Origin of the sequence: Leptospira soteropolitanensis (assembly GCF_026151655.1) — a bacterium.
GTDB lineage: Bacteria > Spirochaetota > Leptospiria > Leptospirales > Leptospiraceae > Leptospira_A > Leptospira_A soteropolitanensis.
The window spans coordinates 27,074-44,172 of sequence record NZ_JAMQPN010000004.1 but is presented as its reverse complement, the minus strand read 5'-3'; the positions used below and the strand labels follow the sequence as shown (position 1 = coordinate 44,172).

The 17,099-nt window shown below is 37.3% G+C and carries 17 protein-coding genes; 7 read left to right on the top strand and 10 right to left on the bottom strand.

Annotation, left to right across the window (positions count from 1 at the left end):
- Positions 1-3: 3 nt before the first annotated feature.
- Together ND811_RS10475 and ND811_RS10470 are read right to left on the bottom strand one after the other, a co-directional pair.
- Complete coding sequence (locus ND811_RS10475; RefSeq protein WP_265368930.1) at positions 4-597, bottom strand: LIC_11883 family protein; 594 nt, start codon at positions 595-597, stop codon at positions 4-6.
- 7 nt (positions 598-604) lie between these two features.
- Positions 605-1,849 (bottom strand): exo-beta-N-acetylmuramidase NamZ family protein, encoded by a 1,245-nt coding sequence (locus tag ND811_RS10470; RefSeq protein ID WP_322113468.1) that lies wholly within the window; start codon positions 1,847-1,849, stop codon positions 605-607.
- A 51-nt stretch (positions 1,850-1,900) separates the two neighbouring features.
- On the opposite strand from ND811_RS10470, the gene ND811_RS10465 reads away from it, so the two are divergent.
- Complete coding sequence (locus ND811_RS10465; RefSeq protein WP_265361173.1) at positions 1,901-3,127, top strand: lipoprotein LipL46; 1,227 nt, start codon at positions 1,901-1,903, stop codon at positions 3,125-3,127.
- Between the two features lie 8 nt (positions 3,128-3,135).
- Here the strand turns inward: ND811_RS10465 and ND811_RS10460 are convergent, their stop codons facing one another.
- From ND811_RS10460 to ND811_RS10450, 3 genes are read right to left on the bottom strand one after another with little or no spacing between them, the layout of a single operon-like run.
- Positions 3,136-3,564: a response regulator gene (locus ND811_RS10460; protein WP_265361171.1), complete on the bottom strand. Its 429-nt coding sequence runs from the start codon at positions 3,562-3,564 to the stop codon at positions 3,136-3,138.
- A complete protein-coding gene (locus tag ND811_RS10455) occupies positions 3,516-4,784 on the bottom strand; it encodes a sensor histidine kinase (protein WP_265352174.1) in 1,269 nt (422 codons plus the stop codon). The genes ND811_RS10460 and ND811_RS10455 overlap by 49 nt, the downstream gene beginning before the upstream one ends.
- A gap of 46 nt (positions 4,785-4,830) precedes the next feature.
- Positions 4,831-5,364: a rhodanese-like domain-containing protein gene (locus ND811_RS10450; RefSeq protein WP_265352175.1), complete on the bottom strand. Its 534-nt coding sequence runs from the start codon at positions 5,362-5,364 to the stop codon at positions 4,831-4,833.
- 103 nt (positions 5,365-5,467) lie between these two features.
- Between ND811_RS10450 and ND811_RS10445 the strand changes: the two genes are divergently transcribed.
- Entirely contained in the window at positions 5,468-5,980 is a 513-nt protein-coding gene (locus ND811_RS10445; RefSeq protein ID WP_265352176.1) for a peptidylprolyl isomerase, read from the top strand.
- Between the two features lie 216 nt (positions 5,981-6,196).
- On the opposite strand, the gene ND811_RS10440 is transcribed toward ND811_RS10445, so the two are convergent.
- The gene (locus ND811_RS10440) at positions 6,197-8,050 is read right to left on the bottom strand and encodes a monovalent cation:proton antiporter-2 (CPA2) family protein (RefSeq protein ID WP_265352177.1); all 1,854 of its coding nucleotides are present in this window, start codon (positions 8,048-8,050) and stop codon (positions 6,197-6,199) included.
- On the bottom strand, positions 8,043-8,609 hold the full coding sequence (locus ND811_RS10435) for an NAD(P)H-dependent oxidoreductase (protein ID WP_265352178.1): 567 nt from the start codon (positions 8,607-8,609) through the stop codon (positions 8,043-8,045). The genes ND811_RS10440 and ND811_RS10435 overlap by 8 nt, the downstream gene beginning before the upstream one ends.
- 473 nt (positions 8,610-9,082) lie before the next feature.
- Between ND811_RS10435 and ND811_RS10430 the strand changes: the two genes are divergently transcribed.
- From ND811_RS10430 to ND811_RS10410, 5 genes are all read left to right on the top strand, one after another.
- On the top strand, positions 9,083-9,778 hold the full coding sequence (locus ND811_RS10430; RefSeq protein WP_265352179.1) for a hypothetical protein: 696 nt from the start codon (positions 9,083-9,085) through the stop codon (positions 9,776-9,778).
- Positions 9,775-10,713: an LA_0442/LA_0875 N-terminal domain-containing protein gene (locus ND811_RS10425; RefSeq protein ID WP_238753026.1), complete on the top strand. Its 939-nt coding sequence runs from the start codon at positions 9,775-9,777 to the stop codon at positions 10,711-10,713. The genes ND811_RS10430 and ND811_RS10425 overlap by 4 nt, the downstream gene beginning before the upstream one ends.
- A gap of 1 nt (position 10,714) precedes the next feature.
- Positions 10,715-11,728: a hypothetical protein gene (locus tag ND811_RS10420; RefSeq protein WP_265352180.1), complete on the top strand. Its 1,014-nt coding sequence runs from the start codon at positions 10,715-10,717 to the stop codon at positions 11,726-11,728.
- Between the two features lie 213 nt (positions 11,729-11,941).
- A complete protein-coding gene (locus tag ND811_RS10415; protein WP_265352181.1) occupies positions 11,942-12,799 on the top strand; it encodes an LA_0442/LA_0875 N-terminal domain-containing protein in 858 nt (285 codons plus the stop codon).
- Positions 12,800-12,801: 2 nt separating this feature from the next.
- Positions 12,802-13,812 carry a hypothetical protein gene (locus ND811_RS10410; RefSeq protein ID WP_265352182.1) on the top strand — a complete coding sequence of 337 codons (1,011 nt, stop codon included), beginning with the start codon at positions 12,802-12,804 and terminating at the stop codon, positions 13,810-13,812.
- A gap of 108 nt (positions 13,813-13,920) precedes the next feature.
- Here the strand turns inward: ND811_RS10410 and ND811_RS10405 are convergent, their stop codons facing one another.
- From ND811_RS10405 to ND811_RS10395, 3 genes are all read right to left on the bottom strand, one after another.
- Positions 13,921-14,775, bottom strand: a complete 855-nt coding sequence (locus tag ND811_RS10405) for a small lipoprotein (protein ID WP_265352183.1) — start codon at positions 14,773-14,775, stop codon at positions 13,921-13,923.
- A gap of 200 nt (positions 14,776-14,975) precedes the next feature.
- Entirely contained in the window at positions 14,976-15,824 is an 849-nt protein-coding gene (locus ND811_RS10400) for a flagellin N-terminal helical domain-containing protein (protein WP_015678044.1), read from the bottom strand.
- Between the two features lie 175 nt (positions 15,825-15,999).
- Positions 16,000-16,845, bottom strand: coding sequence for a flagellin N-terminal helical domain-containing protein (locus tag ND811_RS10395; RefSeq protein ID WP_265352184.1), 846 nt, complete (start codon positions 16,843-16,845; stop codon positions 16,000-16,002).
- Positions 16,846-17,099: the final 254 nt, after the last annotated feature.

The window sequence follows — 17,099 nt, the reverse complement described above, 5'->3', positions numbered from 1 at the left end:
AGATTAAAAAGTGTATTCTTTTACTTCTAAAGGAAAATAGTCGTTATTGACATTTACAAAAAGTAAACCAGTAAGACTTGGTTCCGACTGATTTCCATTCCATTTAAAGATAACAAGGGTTCGCCGGTAAAGGTAATGGGAGATTTGGCCTTTTGGTGCGTAAAAAAGTTTTAACTGGTCTTCTCCCTCACCAAGTAAAACCACCTTCCCGTTTAAGTTTGGAGATTTTTGTTTGCTGAGTTTGATAAAAATCTTTCCACCAGGAAATACATCTTCAGGATCTGAACCTTCTGTTGCTTCGCCTCCGTTAACAGTCGACTGCGTGGCTACTTCCATTGTTGTCCCTTCGTAATCTAAATAGTTACAAGGAAAGTCACCAGGCATACTTGGAAAATTTTCTGAACAAGGGGTATAGGCAGATTGTCTTTCGTCTCCCTCTCCGTAAGTCACAAGTAGTGTGGAACGAATGGTAGCAAAGGCCACAGATTTCAATACCTTGGCCGTTTTGTTTTTGGGAACAGTTTTGAATTCTTTTTCAGATGCAAATAGGGTGAATGCTAATAGAAAATTGAAAATTGTAAATAAAATCCGTTTCATCATAACCTCAGTATAACAAATACGGAGCGATTTTTTTACGCTCCATTTCTTCTTCTGCTAAATATGTTTTGTGAAAGTCTGTAAAACTTTTTCCTTCATTAATTGAAGTGCGGAAATGTTCATTTCCCCAAAGTTGGTCTACCCAATGATTGGTAGAACCTTTACTCCATTTAAAATCATTAGGATAGGTTTCTTTCATGTGCTTTATTAAATCATAAGCCAATTGGATAGGATCATAATCAGGACGAACTAAATTCATTCTAAGGCCTGAACAAATCTTTCCTTTATGCGGGCCAAAGGTTGGTTTAAAATACACCGGGGAAAAATAATATGATTTATTTCCTAATTTTTCCAGTTTAGAAGCCAGTTCCTCTGGATTAGTCATCCAAGGCGCCCCAAAATAAACAAAAGGAGCTTGGGTTCCCCGCCCCACGGACACATTCACTCCCTCGAGTAGTACCAAAGATAAATAATTTCTTGCGGAGTCCACCATAGGTAGGTTTGGTGAAGGAGTGGTCCAAGGAATCCCTGTATCTTCAAAATACATTCCTCTTTTATAACCTTCTACTGGAACTACCAAAACATCGACACTTTCTTTTAAATATTCCTTATTATAAAACCTGGTGGCCTCACCAACGGTCATCCCTGTGATCAGAAGCGATGGGAACTCACCAGCAAAATTTAGATTCCTTGGATTCATTTTTTCTCCCATCGGGGATAAGTGCATTGCCACATGGATATGATCTAGAACGACGAGTTTTGTTTTTGTATTCTTCATGGCATCCATCAGTCGCTTTAGTACACTTAAATAAGTATAACAACGCATTCCAACATCTTGCACATCAAAAACAACGTAATCCACTTCCCTGACTAGATCCCTTAATTCAGAATCTTTAATACGATAAATATGATACAAAGGTCGATTGAAGGTGGAATCCATAGTAACAGGTGTTTGACTAAACTCTTCTTCTAAACCTAGGAATCCATGTTCAAGTCCAATCAAGTGTTCTAGAGTGATTTTATATTTTTCCAAAGAAGAAATGATTTTTTTCGGACTTGTGCCAATGCCAGAAGGGTTTGTCGCAAGCATCAGTTTTTTTCCGGCCATAGTCGGAAGAATTTTTTCATAAAAAATGTCCTGGGATATCCGCAACTTGGAATCATTCGGATGGACACGAAATTGGGGAACTGTATTCCCCTGACATGCAAGGACTAGAAAGCAGAGAGAAAACCTAAAAAAGTAATTGGTCATGTAAGTATATGTTTCTATAATATAGCAAATCTTCAAGGAGAAATGTCCTTCATGTTCAACCGACTTCGTTTGGCTCCCTTAACCGGAGTTCTCATCCTAACCATTTTGGCATGTGCCGGATCCAATTCAGCCCAGAAACAACCTACGCTGCCAGACAATGTGGTGACAGCTATGGGAGAGGCACCTATTTACCAAGGAGACTTGGCACTCGCAAGAAACAAAGCTCTGAAAGATGCCAAACTCAATGCCATCCGTAAACTTGTGGGGGAACAAATCACAGAAAAATCGGGAGTTTCCGATGGCCAGTCCCTAGGCTCCAAACTTTATGGGAAAACCGATAGTTTTGTGAAAAAATACGATATCATCAGTGAAGAACAATGGAAACTGGATACCCAAGACATGATTCGTTTGAATGTCCGCTGTGAAGTAGAGGCAACCAAACTTTCAACCGCAGTGGATGCCCTCCTCGATGATGTAGGAAATCCAAGAATTGCTGTTCTTGTCCAAACCGTTGTGAACGGTAAATCTTATCCTATTGGATCAGCCACTAATATCGCAGAAGCAGAACTCATTGAAAAACTCCGCACTAAAGGAAACAAAGTTGTAGATAGTTCCCAACTCACTTCCCTTCTCAAAAAAAATCCAAGCCTTGCCAAACTTGACCTCACTTCGGTAGAAGAAGGAAGCCCCCTACTCTCACTCGCGCAAGATTCTGGTGCAGAAGTTTTGATTGTGGCTAAAGTTTCAACAACCGACCAAAAACCTGTAGTTTTGCCTGGTGGGAAAAAAACCGATTTTTTAAGTTCCGCAGCCACAGGTCCCTACCGCATCATCCAACTTTGGGGTGATGGAAAAATTTTTGGATCAGGAAGTTTAGAAGGACGTGGTGCTGACATCACCCAAGAAGTTTCTAGAGAACAAGCGGTCAAAGATTGGGCAAACCTTGTTTCCGGAAAAGTGGGAAAACAAATCAAAGATGAATGGTTCAAACTCACAGAACAAAACACAGTCATCTTAAAATTCAAAGGTTTAGGTCTTGAAGATGCGATCAATTTCAAAAATGATTTAATGGAATACACTTCTGTGAAACAAATCAATGACCGTAAAACTGAAATGAATGGTTCAGAATGGGAACTGACTTATCCAGGAAAGGAATCTATGTTTGCAGAAGAGTTGATGTATAAAAAAGATTCTAGTTTCCGTTTTCTTAGTAGCAAAACCTTAAACATCAATAGTTCAAAACGTGGTGTGGTAGAAGCAGAATTTAGAAACAAATAAACATTCGTTTATTCATTATTTGGACCTGCAGAGAGAAATAAAAGAATCTCTGTGGGATCCAGTGGTTTAGAAAAATAACGTGCTACTTTTTTATCACCAATTGCCTTTTCAATTTCCGGCGTCAGATCATATCCGGTCAGTATACAATAAGTGATATTGGGACGAATTTCCTGAGCTTTTGTAATAAACTCCAAACCATTCATTTGCGGCATTCGCATATCACTGATTACAAATTTGACTTCGCTATTTTCGGATAATTTATCAATCGCTTCTTTTCCTGATTGAGCAACAATTACTTCAAAATGATCTTTAAAATAGTCACGAAACAAATATAAATTTAAAATTTCATCGTCTACATACAGTAGGCTTTGTTTGTTATTTAGTTCATTCATTCTTGTATAGGAAGTATGATCCGAAAGGTCGTACCCTTTCCCCATTCCGATTCCATTTCAATAGAACCATTATGATCTTGAACGATCTTATAAGCAATCGACAATCCAAGTCCAACGCCTTTCCCCGGATCTTTCGTTGTAAAAAAGGGATTTCGAATTTGGTTTTGGTATTCTTTTTTTATCCCAACACCTGTATCAGAAATCACAATGGTACCAAATTTAGAATCACGATTTGATTGTATTCCTAAAATCCCATTCTTACCTTCCATTGCTTGGATGGCATTGGTGAGAATATTTAAAAAAACTTGATGGATCTTTCCGGAATTCCCTTTGACCACCAAGGGTTGTGAGAACATATCTTTTTTGACCTGGACAAGATCGCGTAGAGAATGAGTGAGGATCACCAAACAATTCTCTAAAATTTCGTGTAAATCAAACCTTTCTTCGGTAGAATCTCCGCTGCGGGTAAACTGGTTTAAACCTTTTACAATCTTTGAAGTACGATCTACCCCTTCTTTGATTGCTTCTAAAAACATTTTTGTTTTTTCCGATTCGAGTGCCGATCCTTCCAAAACTCTTCGAACTCCAAAATATCCACCTAAAATAAAGTTTAACGGATTATTGATTTCATGGGCGATCCCTGCTGAAAGTAATCCAAGGCTTGCCATCTTTTCCGATTCGACCAGTTGGTTTTGTCTTTCTCGAAGTTCTTCTAAGGTTTTTGTTAGTTCGCTTGTTCTCAATGCAACAAGAGTTTCTAATTCATGATTATTTTTTTCTAATCGAGCTTCATATTCAGATCTTTCTAATTCGGCAGCAATCCTACCTGAAAAGATTTGGAATAAAGTAAGGATTTGATCTTTGTGTTGTATCTCCTTTTCAAATAACCCAACGATGAGGCCCATTACCTCTTTTTTGGAATTAAGTAATGGAGATCCAATGTATCCTTCAATATTCATTTCAATCAAAAGTTGATCGAAGGGAAAAAACTTTTGAACATCATTGGGATAATAACAAATAGAATTATCAAATACCTGCGCACATGGAGTATCTTTTAAAGAATAAGCCATATTCTCAGCGACCGCACCTTTAGCGACAAGGGAGATTGTTTTGGATTCATATCTTTCTTTATCAAAAATGGCAATAAATGTATAATCGGCCCGAATGATCGAAGCTAATTTGAGTGTGAGCCTATCTAAAAACTCGTTCCCATAGGTATTGGAAACGGCTTCAATGATATCGGAAAGAAGCTCGCCCTGAATCATAAATTTAATTCTAGTAGTTCAAAATCAAATTCATGGTCAATCGAAATCACGGTTCAGGAGAATCCGAAACAAGAGGCAGGACAGTTTTTTTGACATCAAGGAGTGGCCCTAGTTCATAGATTGATTCATAACCATAGGCCTTTAGAGAATTGTAGGTAGAAAGATTCAGAGAAGCTGCAGGGCTTTTTGCAGCAAAGGCTTCCTGGTTTCCTTCAAAATTGTTATTACAATAAATGAGAATTTTTGTTTTTTTCTCTGGAATAATTTCAGAAAGCGACTCTTTTGTGAATTCCGTAAAGGGGAGATTTTTTGCACCCTTTATATGCAAAATATGAAAACGATTTTCACTTCTTGCATCTAACAAGATAACACCATCTTCCTCCATTAATTTCAAAAATTGATCTTCCGTTAGACGATGAGTTTCCCTCTCTCCTTCCGATCGATTGACGATCCTTTTAAATTCTCCATAATTGATGAGTTTATTTTCTATTGGAGCCGGTTTTGCTTTTTTCTTTTTGGATGATTCTGATAATAAGGGAATCGTAAAAATCATTAGTAAAAGAAATAGGAATTTTTTCATAATAAATATCCTCCACAAGAAAACAAAAATTGTATCGGGATGCCTGTGGAACTCAAACCTTTTTTCGACTTGCCAGGGGAATTAAAGGGAATGTGATGCATGAATGAGCGTACTTAGAGCAATTCTCAAAACAAACAAAGGCGAAATTCGCATTGATTTGTATCCAGACAAAACACCAAATACTGTAGCCAACTTCGTTAACCTAGCCCAAAGGAATTTTTACAATGGACTAAAATTCCACCGGGTGATTGCGGATTTTATGATCCAAGGCGGCTGCCCTCAAGGAACGGGAACAGGTGGACCTGGATATAAATTCAGAGATGAGTTTGATTCTAGTTTAAAACACAACAAACCAGGAATCCTTTCGATGGCCAACGCAGGTCCCGGAACCAACGGGAGTCAATTTTTTATTACCCATGTCCCTACTCCTTGGCTCGATGGAAAACATTCTGTTTTTGGTGCGGTTGTAGATGACACAGACCAAAAAGTAGTCAATGCAATTCAACAAGGCGATGTGATCGAATCGATCACAATCGAAGGGGATCCTTCCTCGGTATTGGCTGTGGCCAAACCATATTTGGATGAGTGGAATCAAATTCTCGATTCTAAAAAATAAGATTTGATTCTTGTCTTTGTCTTCATCAGTCTAACCACTATGAAGACAAAAGGAAAACCAAAACAAATTTCCCAAATCAAAGCGGCTTCAAGAATGATTTTTTCTATGAAACCGACCAAAGTAAAACCATCAAAAAAACTCTATTCTCGAAAGAAAAAAGAAGACCATTCGGGAATAGAGTTTCTTCTTTCTCTTTATTTCTAGTCTTTGAACCACTCACCTTTCCATTTCACTCCAAGAATCCCTTTCTAATTCATCTTCTTTACCTAAGTCCACAAGCATCAACCTTTCTAACTCAGCGTTTCTCTGTTTAGCAAGACTCATATATTGTACCCTGTCAGCCCTGAGTGCAAAAAGTTCATGGAAGGTTTCATCATCATGTTTTAGGAATAGATTTTTTGCTTTCTCAGCAGTGTAGGCCCTCGTTCCTAATAGTTTTAATACATCCTTTCCCATTTGCACTGCAGTTTCCCGAGTCTCTCTGTATATATAGGTCACTCCCATTTCCTTTAGATCATAAGCTTCCTCCCTGTCCCCAGATCTTGCTACAATTTTGATTTCGGGATAATGTTGGCTTACATTTCGAATAAGCTCCTTTTGTTTTTCAGGATTGTCTAAAGCAGCAACTAACACTCTCGCATGTTCAAGACCTGCAGACTCTAATAACTCGAGCCTAGTAGGATCGCCAAAATACACTTTGAATCCAAACCGACCGAGCATCTCGACACGGTCTGCATCAAAATCTAAAATGGTAATGGCGATTCCATTGGAACGAAGAAAACGACCAAGCATATTCCCAAATCGACCAAATCCACAAATGATTACTGGATTTTCTTGTTTATGGATATTTTGTTCTGTTTGTTTTTTGGGGACCTTGGATTCTAATAATCCAAAAAAAGTTTTTTCATATAACAAAAGTAGTACGGGAGTAAATGCCATACTGACAGCAACACAGGCTACCAAAATAAGGATCGACTCTTCTTTAAATAACCCTAATCCTTCTGAATATCCGAATAATACAAAAGAGAATTCTCCCACTTGAGAAAGTGCAATGGAAAAATAAAGGTTTTGGTCTAAAGGAAGTCGAAATACTAATCCGAGTAAAAACAAAACTAATGCTTTGATAAAAATAATACCAAAAACAATTCCTAAAATTTTGGTAGGACTATTCATTACAATAGGAAGATCCATCGAAGCACCAACACTTAGGAAAAATAATCCAAGTAGAAGTCCCTTAAATGGTTCAATATTACTTTCTAATTCATGCCGATATTCACTACTCGCAAGAACAACTCCTCCTAAAAAAGTACCAAGTGCCGCCGATACTCCCACTGCACCCATAAGTACAGATATGGCAATTACCAGTAACAAACTAGCCCCTGTAAAAATTTCTCGATTTCCGGACTTGGCAAGTAACCGAAAAAATGGGCTTAGTAAGTATTTTCCAACTAGTATAATTCCAACAACTACAGAGAAAACTACTATTGTTTTTGCATAACCTGGCAAATGTTCGATGAGAGAATGTCCTTGGGTCGATGCGGTTACCTCAGAGTCACTTAACATCGGGAAGATGGCAAGAATAGGAATTACAGCCATATCTTGGAACAATAGTACAGAAAATGCAGCCTGACCAGATACAGACTTCATAAGTCCTTTTTCTTTCAAAGTTTGTAAAACAATTGCTGTGGACGATAAAGAAAGAATGAGTCCAAGTGCCAGAGCAGATTTCCATTGAAATCCGAAACCAAAGGCAAAACTTGCGGTAATGGCCGTCGTTAAAATAATTTGTAACCCACCAAGACCAAGTAACCAAATCTTCAAACGCCAGAGTAGATCCAATTCAAGCTCTAAACCAATGGCAAATAACATCATCACAACACCGAATTCAGCGAAGTGAAGCATATCCTTTCCTTCAGTTCCCACAAAGCCAAACACAAAAGGACCAATCACGATACCTGCGATTAAATAACCAAGAACAGACCCAAGACCCAATCTGTTTGCAACTGGGACAATGATAATAGCACTCGTGAGATAAATTAATGCTTGAATGAAAAAACCAAGTTCATTCATATATTCCACCTAACAATTGATCAATAAAATCTGAATAACGTTTAGATTCTTTTTGTAATCCCTGTTCATTCAACTGAAAAGTTCCCTGAACCAAAAATGGATTCAAATAATGCATACCGCAAAGTTCTGCTGTTCTTCGAAATGGAAGTAAAAACTCCTCGGTTTCATATCCATGAAACCCTCCCTTGGAATAAGCATCTTTTGACCCACCAGTAGTGATGACCTGAATCCACTTTTTTCCTAATAATTTGTCACCACCGGGGCCATAAGCCCAACCATCCTCCAATACCATATCAATCCACAATTTCATAAGGGGTGGGCAACTGTACCAATACAAAGGATGTTGGAATAAAATGATTTGGTGGCTTGAAATCAATTCCTGTTCTGCTTTTACATTGATAAAAAAATTGGGATACTCTTCGTATAAGTCACGCAAGGTGATATTATCAGAAAGAGGAAGAGAATCCAGGAGCATTTGGTTGGCTTTCGACTTTTCAAGCGCTGGGTGAACTAACAAAATCAAAATTTTGGGCATACGGGACAAATTCACAAAATTCATAGGAAGGAATACCTTTTAATAAATGTTTTCCCTTCACAAATATAGTCAATTTCTCTCTATTTTCCAAAATCACATTCCTTGTGATTTTTCTAGTGTCTATAGGCGATCTGCTTAGGATTCGGACACAAACAGCAAAAATTTTGGTTTTTAATTCGGTAAATTTTCTTTATTAAAAGTGGATTCTGTATTATTTTACTTACGAAAACTTAATATTCCAATTACAGATAACCATAAATGTAGCCGACCATCCTCCTACACACAATCATACAAAAAACACAAAATGCGACAAATTAGTAACTAACCTTTAAAAAACTTTTGCATTAAATAATACAACAAAACGATTGTTTGACTTGCAATAAACAAAGGTTCGTTGCATTTAGTTCATTTGTATGTCAAATGCCATTCGAAAATATATTGCAATTCTCTTTTTTTTATTTAGTTTCAATCAATGCATAACGACAGAAAACTACAAATTGTCAGAAATTTTGCCTGCTTATTCAAAATATGAAGGGAAAAAATTAGACCCACTAACAGAAAAACCAATAGGGAAACCATCAAGTCAATTGCCTAAATATGACGAATATTTGGAAAATTCGAAAAGAATTATCGTGAAGTTACGCCTTGTTTCCAAGTATTTAAAAACTGACCATGAAAAACTAGAGCTGAGTTCGGTGGATCGACTAAATCTTTATAAGGAATTCGCAACGGACCTTCCGAAACTAAAAACCGAAATCGATATATTGGTGGAACAAGGTAAAAAATTATCGATGGAAGCAAAAGACGATTTTGTTGGTCCCAAAGCTATACGTCTTCCCCATTTACTTTCCGATTTAAGTTCTACCGTCAAAGACTTGGGGGAATTCAGTGGAGAGCTAACCAACCTTTTGAATTATTTAAAATCCTCAGATTCTACCGAATTTGCAAATTTAGAAAATGACAATACGACAGAAAAAATTCCTTCTTTGGATGGAAACAATTCCAAACAATCGATGGATAATTCCAAAGAATATAAATCCCAAAAACTTATATCAAAAAATATAAATGAGAAAGGTTCGGACAACCTAATTCCGGAATATTCGAATAGTCAAATGACCGAAAATCGAATTTTACCTGGAATTGAAAAACTAACCACCTTTCAAAACTATCTTTCTTCTAGGAAAAAAAATTGAACTTAAATATCAAACTTTACTTCTCTTTACTATTATTTTTGATCATAACTCTCTCTATCTTTCCTGAAACTGTAATTTTAAAATCAGGAAAATCATTCAAAGGTAGTGTCATCGATCAAAATATAGATTATTTAAAACTTAAGGATAAGGAAGGAAATGTTTTACAATTTCAAAGGAATGATATCCTCAAAGTAACCTATAGAGATTTGGACGAAAAAGAAGTTAATAAAATTGTTGATGTCGCAAACCAAAAATCAGAATCCTCGGCTAATGCAAGTGATGAATTAAATGATGATTTAATCACCGGATTGATGGAACAAAATAAACAAATTATTGCTCTTTCAAACGAAGTGGTAAGTTTGAGTCGTGAACTCGAAAAACAAAATCAAAGAATTGAAACGATTGAAAAAACTTTCAAAGTGGCTCCCAAGAGAATCCGTTGGGGAGTTGTGGCGCGGTCTGCCATTTTACCAGGATTAGGGCAATACCATTGGGATGAACCTATTTGGGGGTCTGTCTACTTAACAACTTTTTTAGGTGCATTAGTACATTATAATAACTCCTTAAATGACTTCCAAAAAGCAAAATCAGATTATCAAAATGATTTCCGTTCACTAATCATTTTAAACACTGGAAATGCCGGCATTGTTTTTAATTTTTTTGATAAAAACAATTTATCATCGGAATACAAAAAAACTGCAAAATCACTTAACACAGCAGCTGATGTTTTAGTCGGAGTATTTCTGATTAATTTAATTGATTCCTTGTTATACCGGGCAGATAAAGATCCGGTTCTTACCTCAGATGGTAAAAAAACTGGATTAAATTTGAAAGCGGAAGTTTACCAAATGGATCCATTTGCATTGTCTTCTAAACCACAAAACTTCTCATCTGGAAATGTGGAATATAAAATCGGCTATACATGGGTATTTTAAAATGAAATTTCTTAACTCTATTTTCAAACATAAACTTACATTCAGTTTTTATTTAGTTTGTATTCTTTTTTCGCAGAACTGCAGAGTTGATGAAAAACCAAATGGAAGTTTACTCGACCAAGGGACTCCAGCAGGTTTTTTTATCACTAGTGCCTTATTTGAAATAATAAGAAAAGGTCCAACAAGAAATTGGACCAGTTTTTCCACACCCTTTACAAGCACCAATTCGTCGGATTTACTTTCACTTGATCGAAAAAACCAAACAACCTATGCACTCTATGTTAATTCCTCAAATAATACTTCGATTGTTTATTCAAGCAACGATGGAACCAATTTCTCAAAGTTAGGTGTAACAGTAAATACAGCAAACACTAATGTTTTTTCCGTATTTAACACAAGAATACAATTGTCTGACAACTACTCCAACAATTCTGGTGGTATATGGAATCCTAATACCACAATCAGTGGATTTTGTATGGTGAAAGATTCAGATACAAGTGCCTATGTTTTAGGAAATGGGTTCGTAAACAAAACAGTCGATGAGGGTGCAAATTTTACCTTAGTTACAGGTAGCCCCGGTTTTCCTTCTAGGTCCTCTGGACTCTGTACTTATAAAAATGGAAAGATCTTTTTACTCGGTGGCCAAAGTTCCGATTCGAATTTCTTTGATCTTTGGGAATCTACTGACGGTAACAATTGGACTCAAATTTCATCTTCGGTAAAACCGGAGGGAAACAGTGGTTTTTATCGTCCCTGTGATTATTTTAGTAACTCAAGAATCATGGGATTTGCCTATTCAGAAGAAACAGAATACAAATACCACGTTATAGGAAATAACTTAGCACTAATACAAAGTAAAGATGGAAAAAGTTGGCAGTGTACTAACCCAAGTAATAATGTTTATTATTCGGGAACCTCTACAATTTCCAATAGAGCTGTCCTTGTAGGTAAAAGATTGTTTTTATATGGAACATCTAGTTATAATTCTCAAAATGCGTATACTGATTTAGAATAAAATTCCAACTGCGAAAATTGAAAGCTGTTGATGATTAGAAACTTACTAACTTTCCATAATATTGTTTCTAGCATCCATTAACTCTGGATATTTTTGTTTTGCTTGCCATAAATGATAGTTCACTAACTTTAGTGGATTCACATGTGACTATCCAAAAAATGGATTACGGACCAACCACTTCGTGATTATCAATGATTGGATTAAAAATTGAAAATGAACATTAGATTCTACCTAACCCTTCTCATTTCTATTTCACTCACTCATTCCCTCTTTCCAGAAACGGTAATTCTTAAATCAGGAAAAACTTTTTATGGTAGTGTCATCGATCAAAATAGAGAGTTTTTAAAACTGAAAGAAAAAAATGGGATTATCCTCCAATTCCCAAAAATCGATATTTTAAAAGTAACTTACAAAGACCTAAATGCAAAAGAAGTAAAAAAAATCATTGAAGTTGAAAACAAAAAAAACCAACCACAAACAAAGAATGAAATTGAATTAGATGAAAACATAAGTTTTGAGTCGACCAATCAAAACAAAAAAATAAATCCAACGGAAAATCCCAAAAAAATTCGCTGGGATGTAGTTGTTAGGTCAACAATTCTTCCAGGCTTAGGACAATTCCATTGGGACGAACCAGTTTGGGGATCTGTTTACTTATTAACATTTTTAGGTGCCGCCATTAACTACCATAATGCTTGGAATGAACACGAAAAGGCTAAGTCTGAGTTTCAAAACGACTTTCGTTCCTTGGTAATTTTAGGTTCAGGGAATGCAGGATTTTCCTTGTATTATATGGATAAAATCAATTTGGTATCAGAATATAGATCCACTGCCAATTCTCTCAACACCGCCTCTGACATCCTCATTAGTGTTTTCTTAATTAATTTCATAGATTCTATGTTATTTCGTACCGAAAAAAATTCTAAGCCATATACTTCATTCGTTAAAAAAGCAGGACTCAATATCAAAGCTGAAATGATAAATTCAGACCAGTTTCATTTATATTCCAGAGAACAAAGAATCACATCAGGGAGTGTAGATTATAAAATTGGCTACACTTGGGTATTCTAAAAATGGGCCACATCAAAATAACAACAAAAGTCTTTAATCGTATCATAGTATTTTTCTCTCTACTCCTCCTTTTCCATTGTCGAGTGAATCCAAATCCAAAAGGCAGTATGTTAAATCCAAAAACGCCAGATGGACTTTTTAATTCGATTTTGTTGTTTGCGCTATTAAACAATGGGCCTACTCGAGATTGGACATCCTTCCCTTCTCCGTTTGGGACTCCGGATCCAACAGATTCCTTGGTATTTGACCAAATTGGAATCACAACCTATGCCATTTATATCAGAAATTCAATCCCTCTAACAAGAATCTATTCTAGTACGGACGGAACCACTTACACTCAGTTTGGTGATCCCCTCAACAATTTTAACAATGCAAATATTTTTGCAGCCTTTACGGGTCGATTCCAATTGTCGAATTACCATTCGCCAAACGTAAGCGGAACTGGTTGGACTACAAGTATCTTTGACCCAGGTTTTTGTCTGGTGAAATACAATGGTACAAGTGCGTATTTACCGGGAGATGGTTTTGTCGACAGAACCACTGATTCTGGAGGTTCCTTTAATCGAATCACCTCTTCCCCCGCCTATCCGTCTCGCACTTCCGGGAGCTGTGTATATGCAAATGGAAAAACCTATATACTCGGTGGAAAAAATGGATCTTCGAATCTCTTTGATTTTTGGGAGTCAACCGATGGAATTATTTGGGCTCTCATCACAGAAAGAATCAAACAAACATCAGGTGGTGGGATCAATCGTCCTTGTAACGCCATCCAGAATACAAACGATACCAGTGTCCTTGGTATGGTTTACTCTGATGTGACTGCGTACAAATTTCACGTTGTCTTTAATAATTTGGCCCTTTTGCAAAGTAATGATGGGAAAACATGGACCTGTACCAATCCAAACCTCACTTTTAACTATGGATTCAACTCCATTGCCAACCGAGCTGTTTTGATTGGAAAAAGACTTTTTGTATACGGACAGACAGACAATGTTTATACAGATTTAGAATGAAATTTAAAGATACAAAGTAATTCACTTGGATTTGCAGGTGAATCACTTTCTATAGCGGAAGACCTCTTCTACTTTTGTTACAGTCAAGAGAGATCTAATATAATAAAACTAAAAACCGATAGGATTTACTTCCTCTAATTTACACTCATTTCCTTGAAGGGCAGCGATACTGTTACCATCAATTCCAGAAGAAATAACAGACATAGGTTTATTGCAAAACGAAACTTCTTTCAAATTACCAAAAGTAGAACTTAATGTGGCAGTTTGAAGCAAAGAAATATTGGTTAGACCTTCTTTACATTTATCTAAAGATTCCTTTGTATAATATTTATCATCTTCAATACCAGAAACTGAATCTAATATTTTTGGTGCTAGTGCTAAAGACAGAAATGAATTAGTGCTAGATGAGGGAACACTAGTGGCAGTTGCTGACGGTTGGATTCTGATATAAGCTGCAGTAGTACATTTGATCGCAAGACAATTGGATGCAGAAATTGTCGTAGTAGCAGTCGTTAACGTCAGAACTGCAGAGATCGCACCCGCGCAAGCACCCGCACTTGACAAATAAGTACAAGAGGCAGTAGAACTCGTATTTGCAGTCTGTAACACTTTAACTGTATAAGCAGTACTTGATGCAGAGGCATTCGATCTAAAATATAATGTACCACCCGCTTTGGCATCTAAATCAACATAATTATTTGCTGCAGGCAAAGTAAAATTTGCTGCAGTTGAATCACTTGCAGAACCTAAATTGGCATTTGATTCGGTAGGGCATGTATAATTTGTGTTGGAACTGGATGAGCTTGCCGTGGAAAGAAGGAGAGGAAAGGATAATAATCCTAAATTGCTATTTAAATCCTTAATTTGTTTTTTTGCATCTTTTCCTTTGACTCCTGTAGGAGAATAAATATTGGAACAATGGACGGAAAATAGAATTATTATTAAAAATAGTATTTTTTTCATATAACCTTTGCTTATTGATAACACGAACAATGGATTTGCAAATACATTTTTGTCAAGTAATTCTTGTTAAATTATAATTCAAACCTACATCAGAATGGAATATTAAAGTTTTCAATGAGAGGGAAAAGAAAAAAGCCCCTTCCCGAAGTATCCTTCGAAAAGAGGCAACCGTCTTTGAGGCAACTCTTGCCTTCTACAACTTAAGTGTTATTCAAAAGTCGTAATACAGAATTTGGCCGAAGACTGGCTTGCGCTAACATAGCCGTACCGCTTTGCACGAGAATTTGTTTCGTCGTGAGCGCTACCATTTCCTCAGCCATATCTGCGTCCCTAATCCTTGATTCGGATGCTTGCATATTTTCGTATGCACCCATGAGGCCTTTAGCAGTACTTTCGAGCCTATTTTGGTAAGCTCCCATATCTGCCCTCTGCTTCATGATCTTGTTCAAGGCGAAGTCCGCTTTGGCAATCGCTTCGTCAGCTTTTCCAGGTGTCGAGAGTGCAATTTTAATCGCTCCTTCAGACATCTTAAGTGCTTTCGAAGTCATAGTTCCAATGTAGAAACGCTCTCTTTGCCTTGCGTTTGCTCCCATGTGAAACCACATCGATGCTTTCGTTGACTTTCGAGCGAAGTCTCCTTCAAACAGTTTCATTTTATTGAACTCTGCTTGCGAAGCAATTCGATCGATCTCATCCACCAGCGCAGATACTTCTACCTGCACGAGTTGCCTGTCCTCCGGTGTGTAGATTCCGTTCGAAGTCTGGATCGCTAAGGTCCGGATTCGTTGGATGATTTCCGCCGACTGGTCGAGGAAACCCTCTGCAGTCTGGATGAAACTAAGTCCATCTTCCGTATTCCTTTCCGCCTGACGTAAACCACGAATTTGTGTTCGTAGTTTTTCCGAAACAGCAAGACCAGAAGCATCATCACCGGCAAGGTTAATCCTTTGCCCAGTGGAGAGGTTCCTCATGGTCTTATCTACATCCCATTGTGTAAACTTGAGAGCACGATGTGATTGAATCGCACTCATGTTGTGATTGATAATCATTGGCCTACACTCCTTTGTGTTATAACCAAGAACGGTATATGTTTCGTTCTTAGCCGGACAATCCCTGTCCGGTGTCAAGGATGAGCTTTCATTTTGCCACCTGGCAGGGGAAAGCCGGCTGATTATCTAATGACAACTCTTCAGTTACACTAACCACTCACTTCATTAACGTTTGTTAACGAAGGAGAGAAAGAACTCCTTGTGGACGAACATTCGCCTGAGCTAACATAGCAGTTCCAGATTGAACTAAAATCTGGTTCTTTGTGAAAGCCACAGTTTCTTCTGCCATATCCGCATCACGGATCCTAGACTCGGAGGCTTGGGTATTCTCATAAGCGTTCATGAGCCCTTTCGCAGCATGCTCAAGACGGTTAAAGTAAGCACCTAAGTTTGCTCTTTGTTTGCTAATGCGAGTTAACGCAGCATCCAAAGTTCCGATCGCATCATTTGACTTGTCAGCAGTAGATAAAGACAAGAGTTCTCCACTTTGACCTTTTAGATTCAGTGAACGTGCAGTCATTGTTGCAATGAACACTCTTTCTCTTTGGTGCATGTTTGGTCCCAAATGAAACCACATAGAGGTTGCTCTTGATCCACGTGCAAAATCACCTAGAAGCAAATTCATTTTATTGAATTCAGCTTGGGAAGCAATTCTATCCACTTCGTCGATAAGTTGTGACACTTCGACTTGGATCATTTGTCTGTCTTCTTCAGTATAAATACCGTTAGACGATTGAATTGCAAGAGTTCGAATTCTTTGAATGATATCATTCGATTCTTGCAAAAACCCTTCCGTAGTTTGGATCAGGCTCATACCGTCTTCGGTATTTCTTTCTGCTTGTCTAAGACCATTCACCTGCGTTCTCATTTTTTCCGAAACGGCAAGGCCAGATGCATCATCACCTGCTCGGTTGATTCGCATACCAGAGGATAGTTTCTCCATATTTTTGGATACTTCCTCGTTTTGGAACTTGAGAACGCGATGTGAGTTGATCGCGGCTAAATTGTGGTTTATGATCATTGGTTTCCTCCTTGAAACTTGATCTGGCAAAAGAGAGAATCCCTTCTCTCTTTGGTTTTTTTGTGTCTGGCTTTCAGGCCCCTATGGTGCCTAAAATCTCTATTTGTTCCCTTTGTATGTCGGTGATCGGATAGGATAAATTAATTTGAAGATTTTGAGGTATTTTTAGATTTTATTGAAGATTTTTGACGATTTTTGGCGTTTTTCGCTAACTTTAGCGTTTTATTTTTTTTTAAAAAAAGTTCTAATTCCCC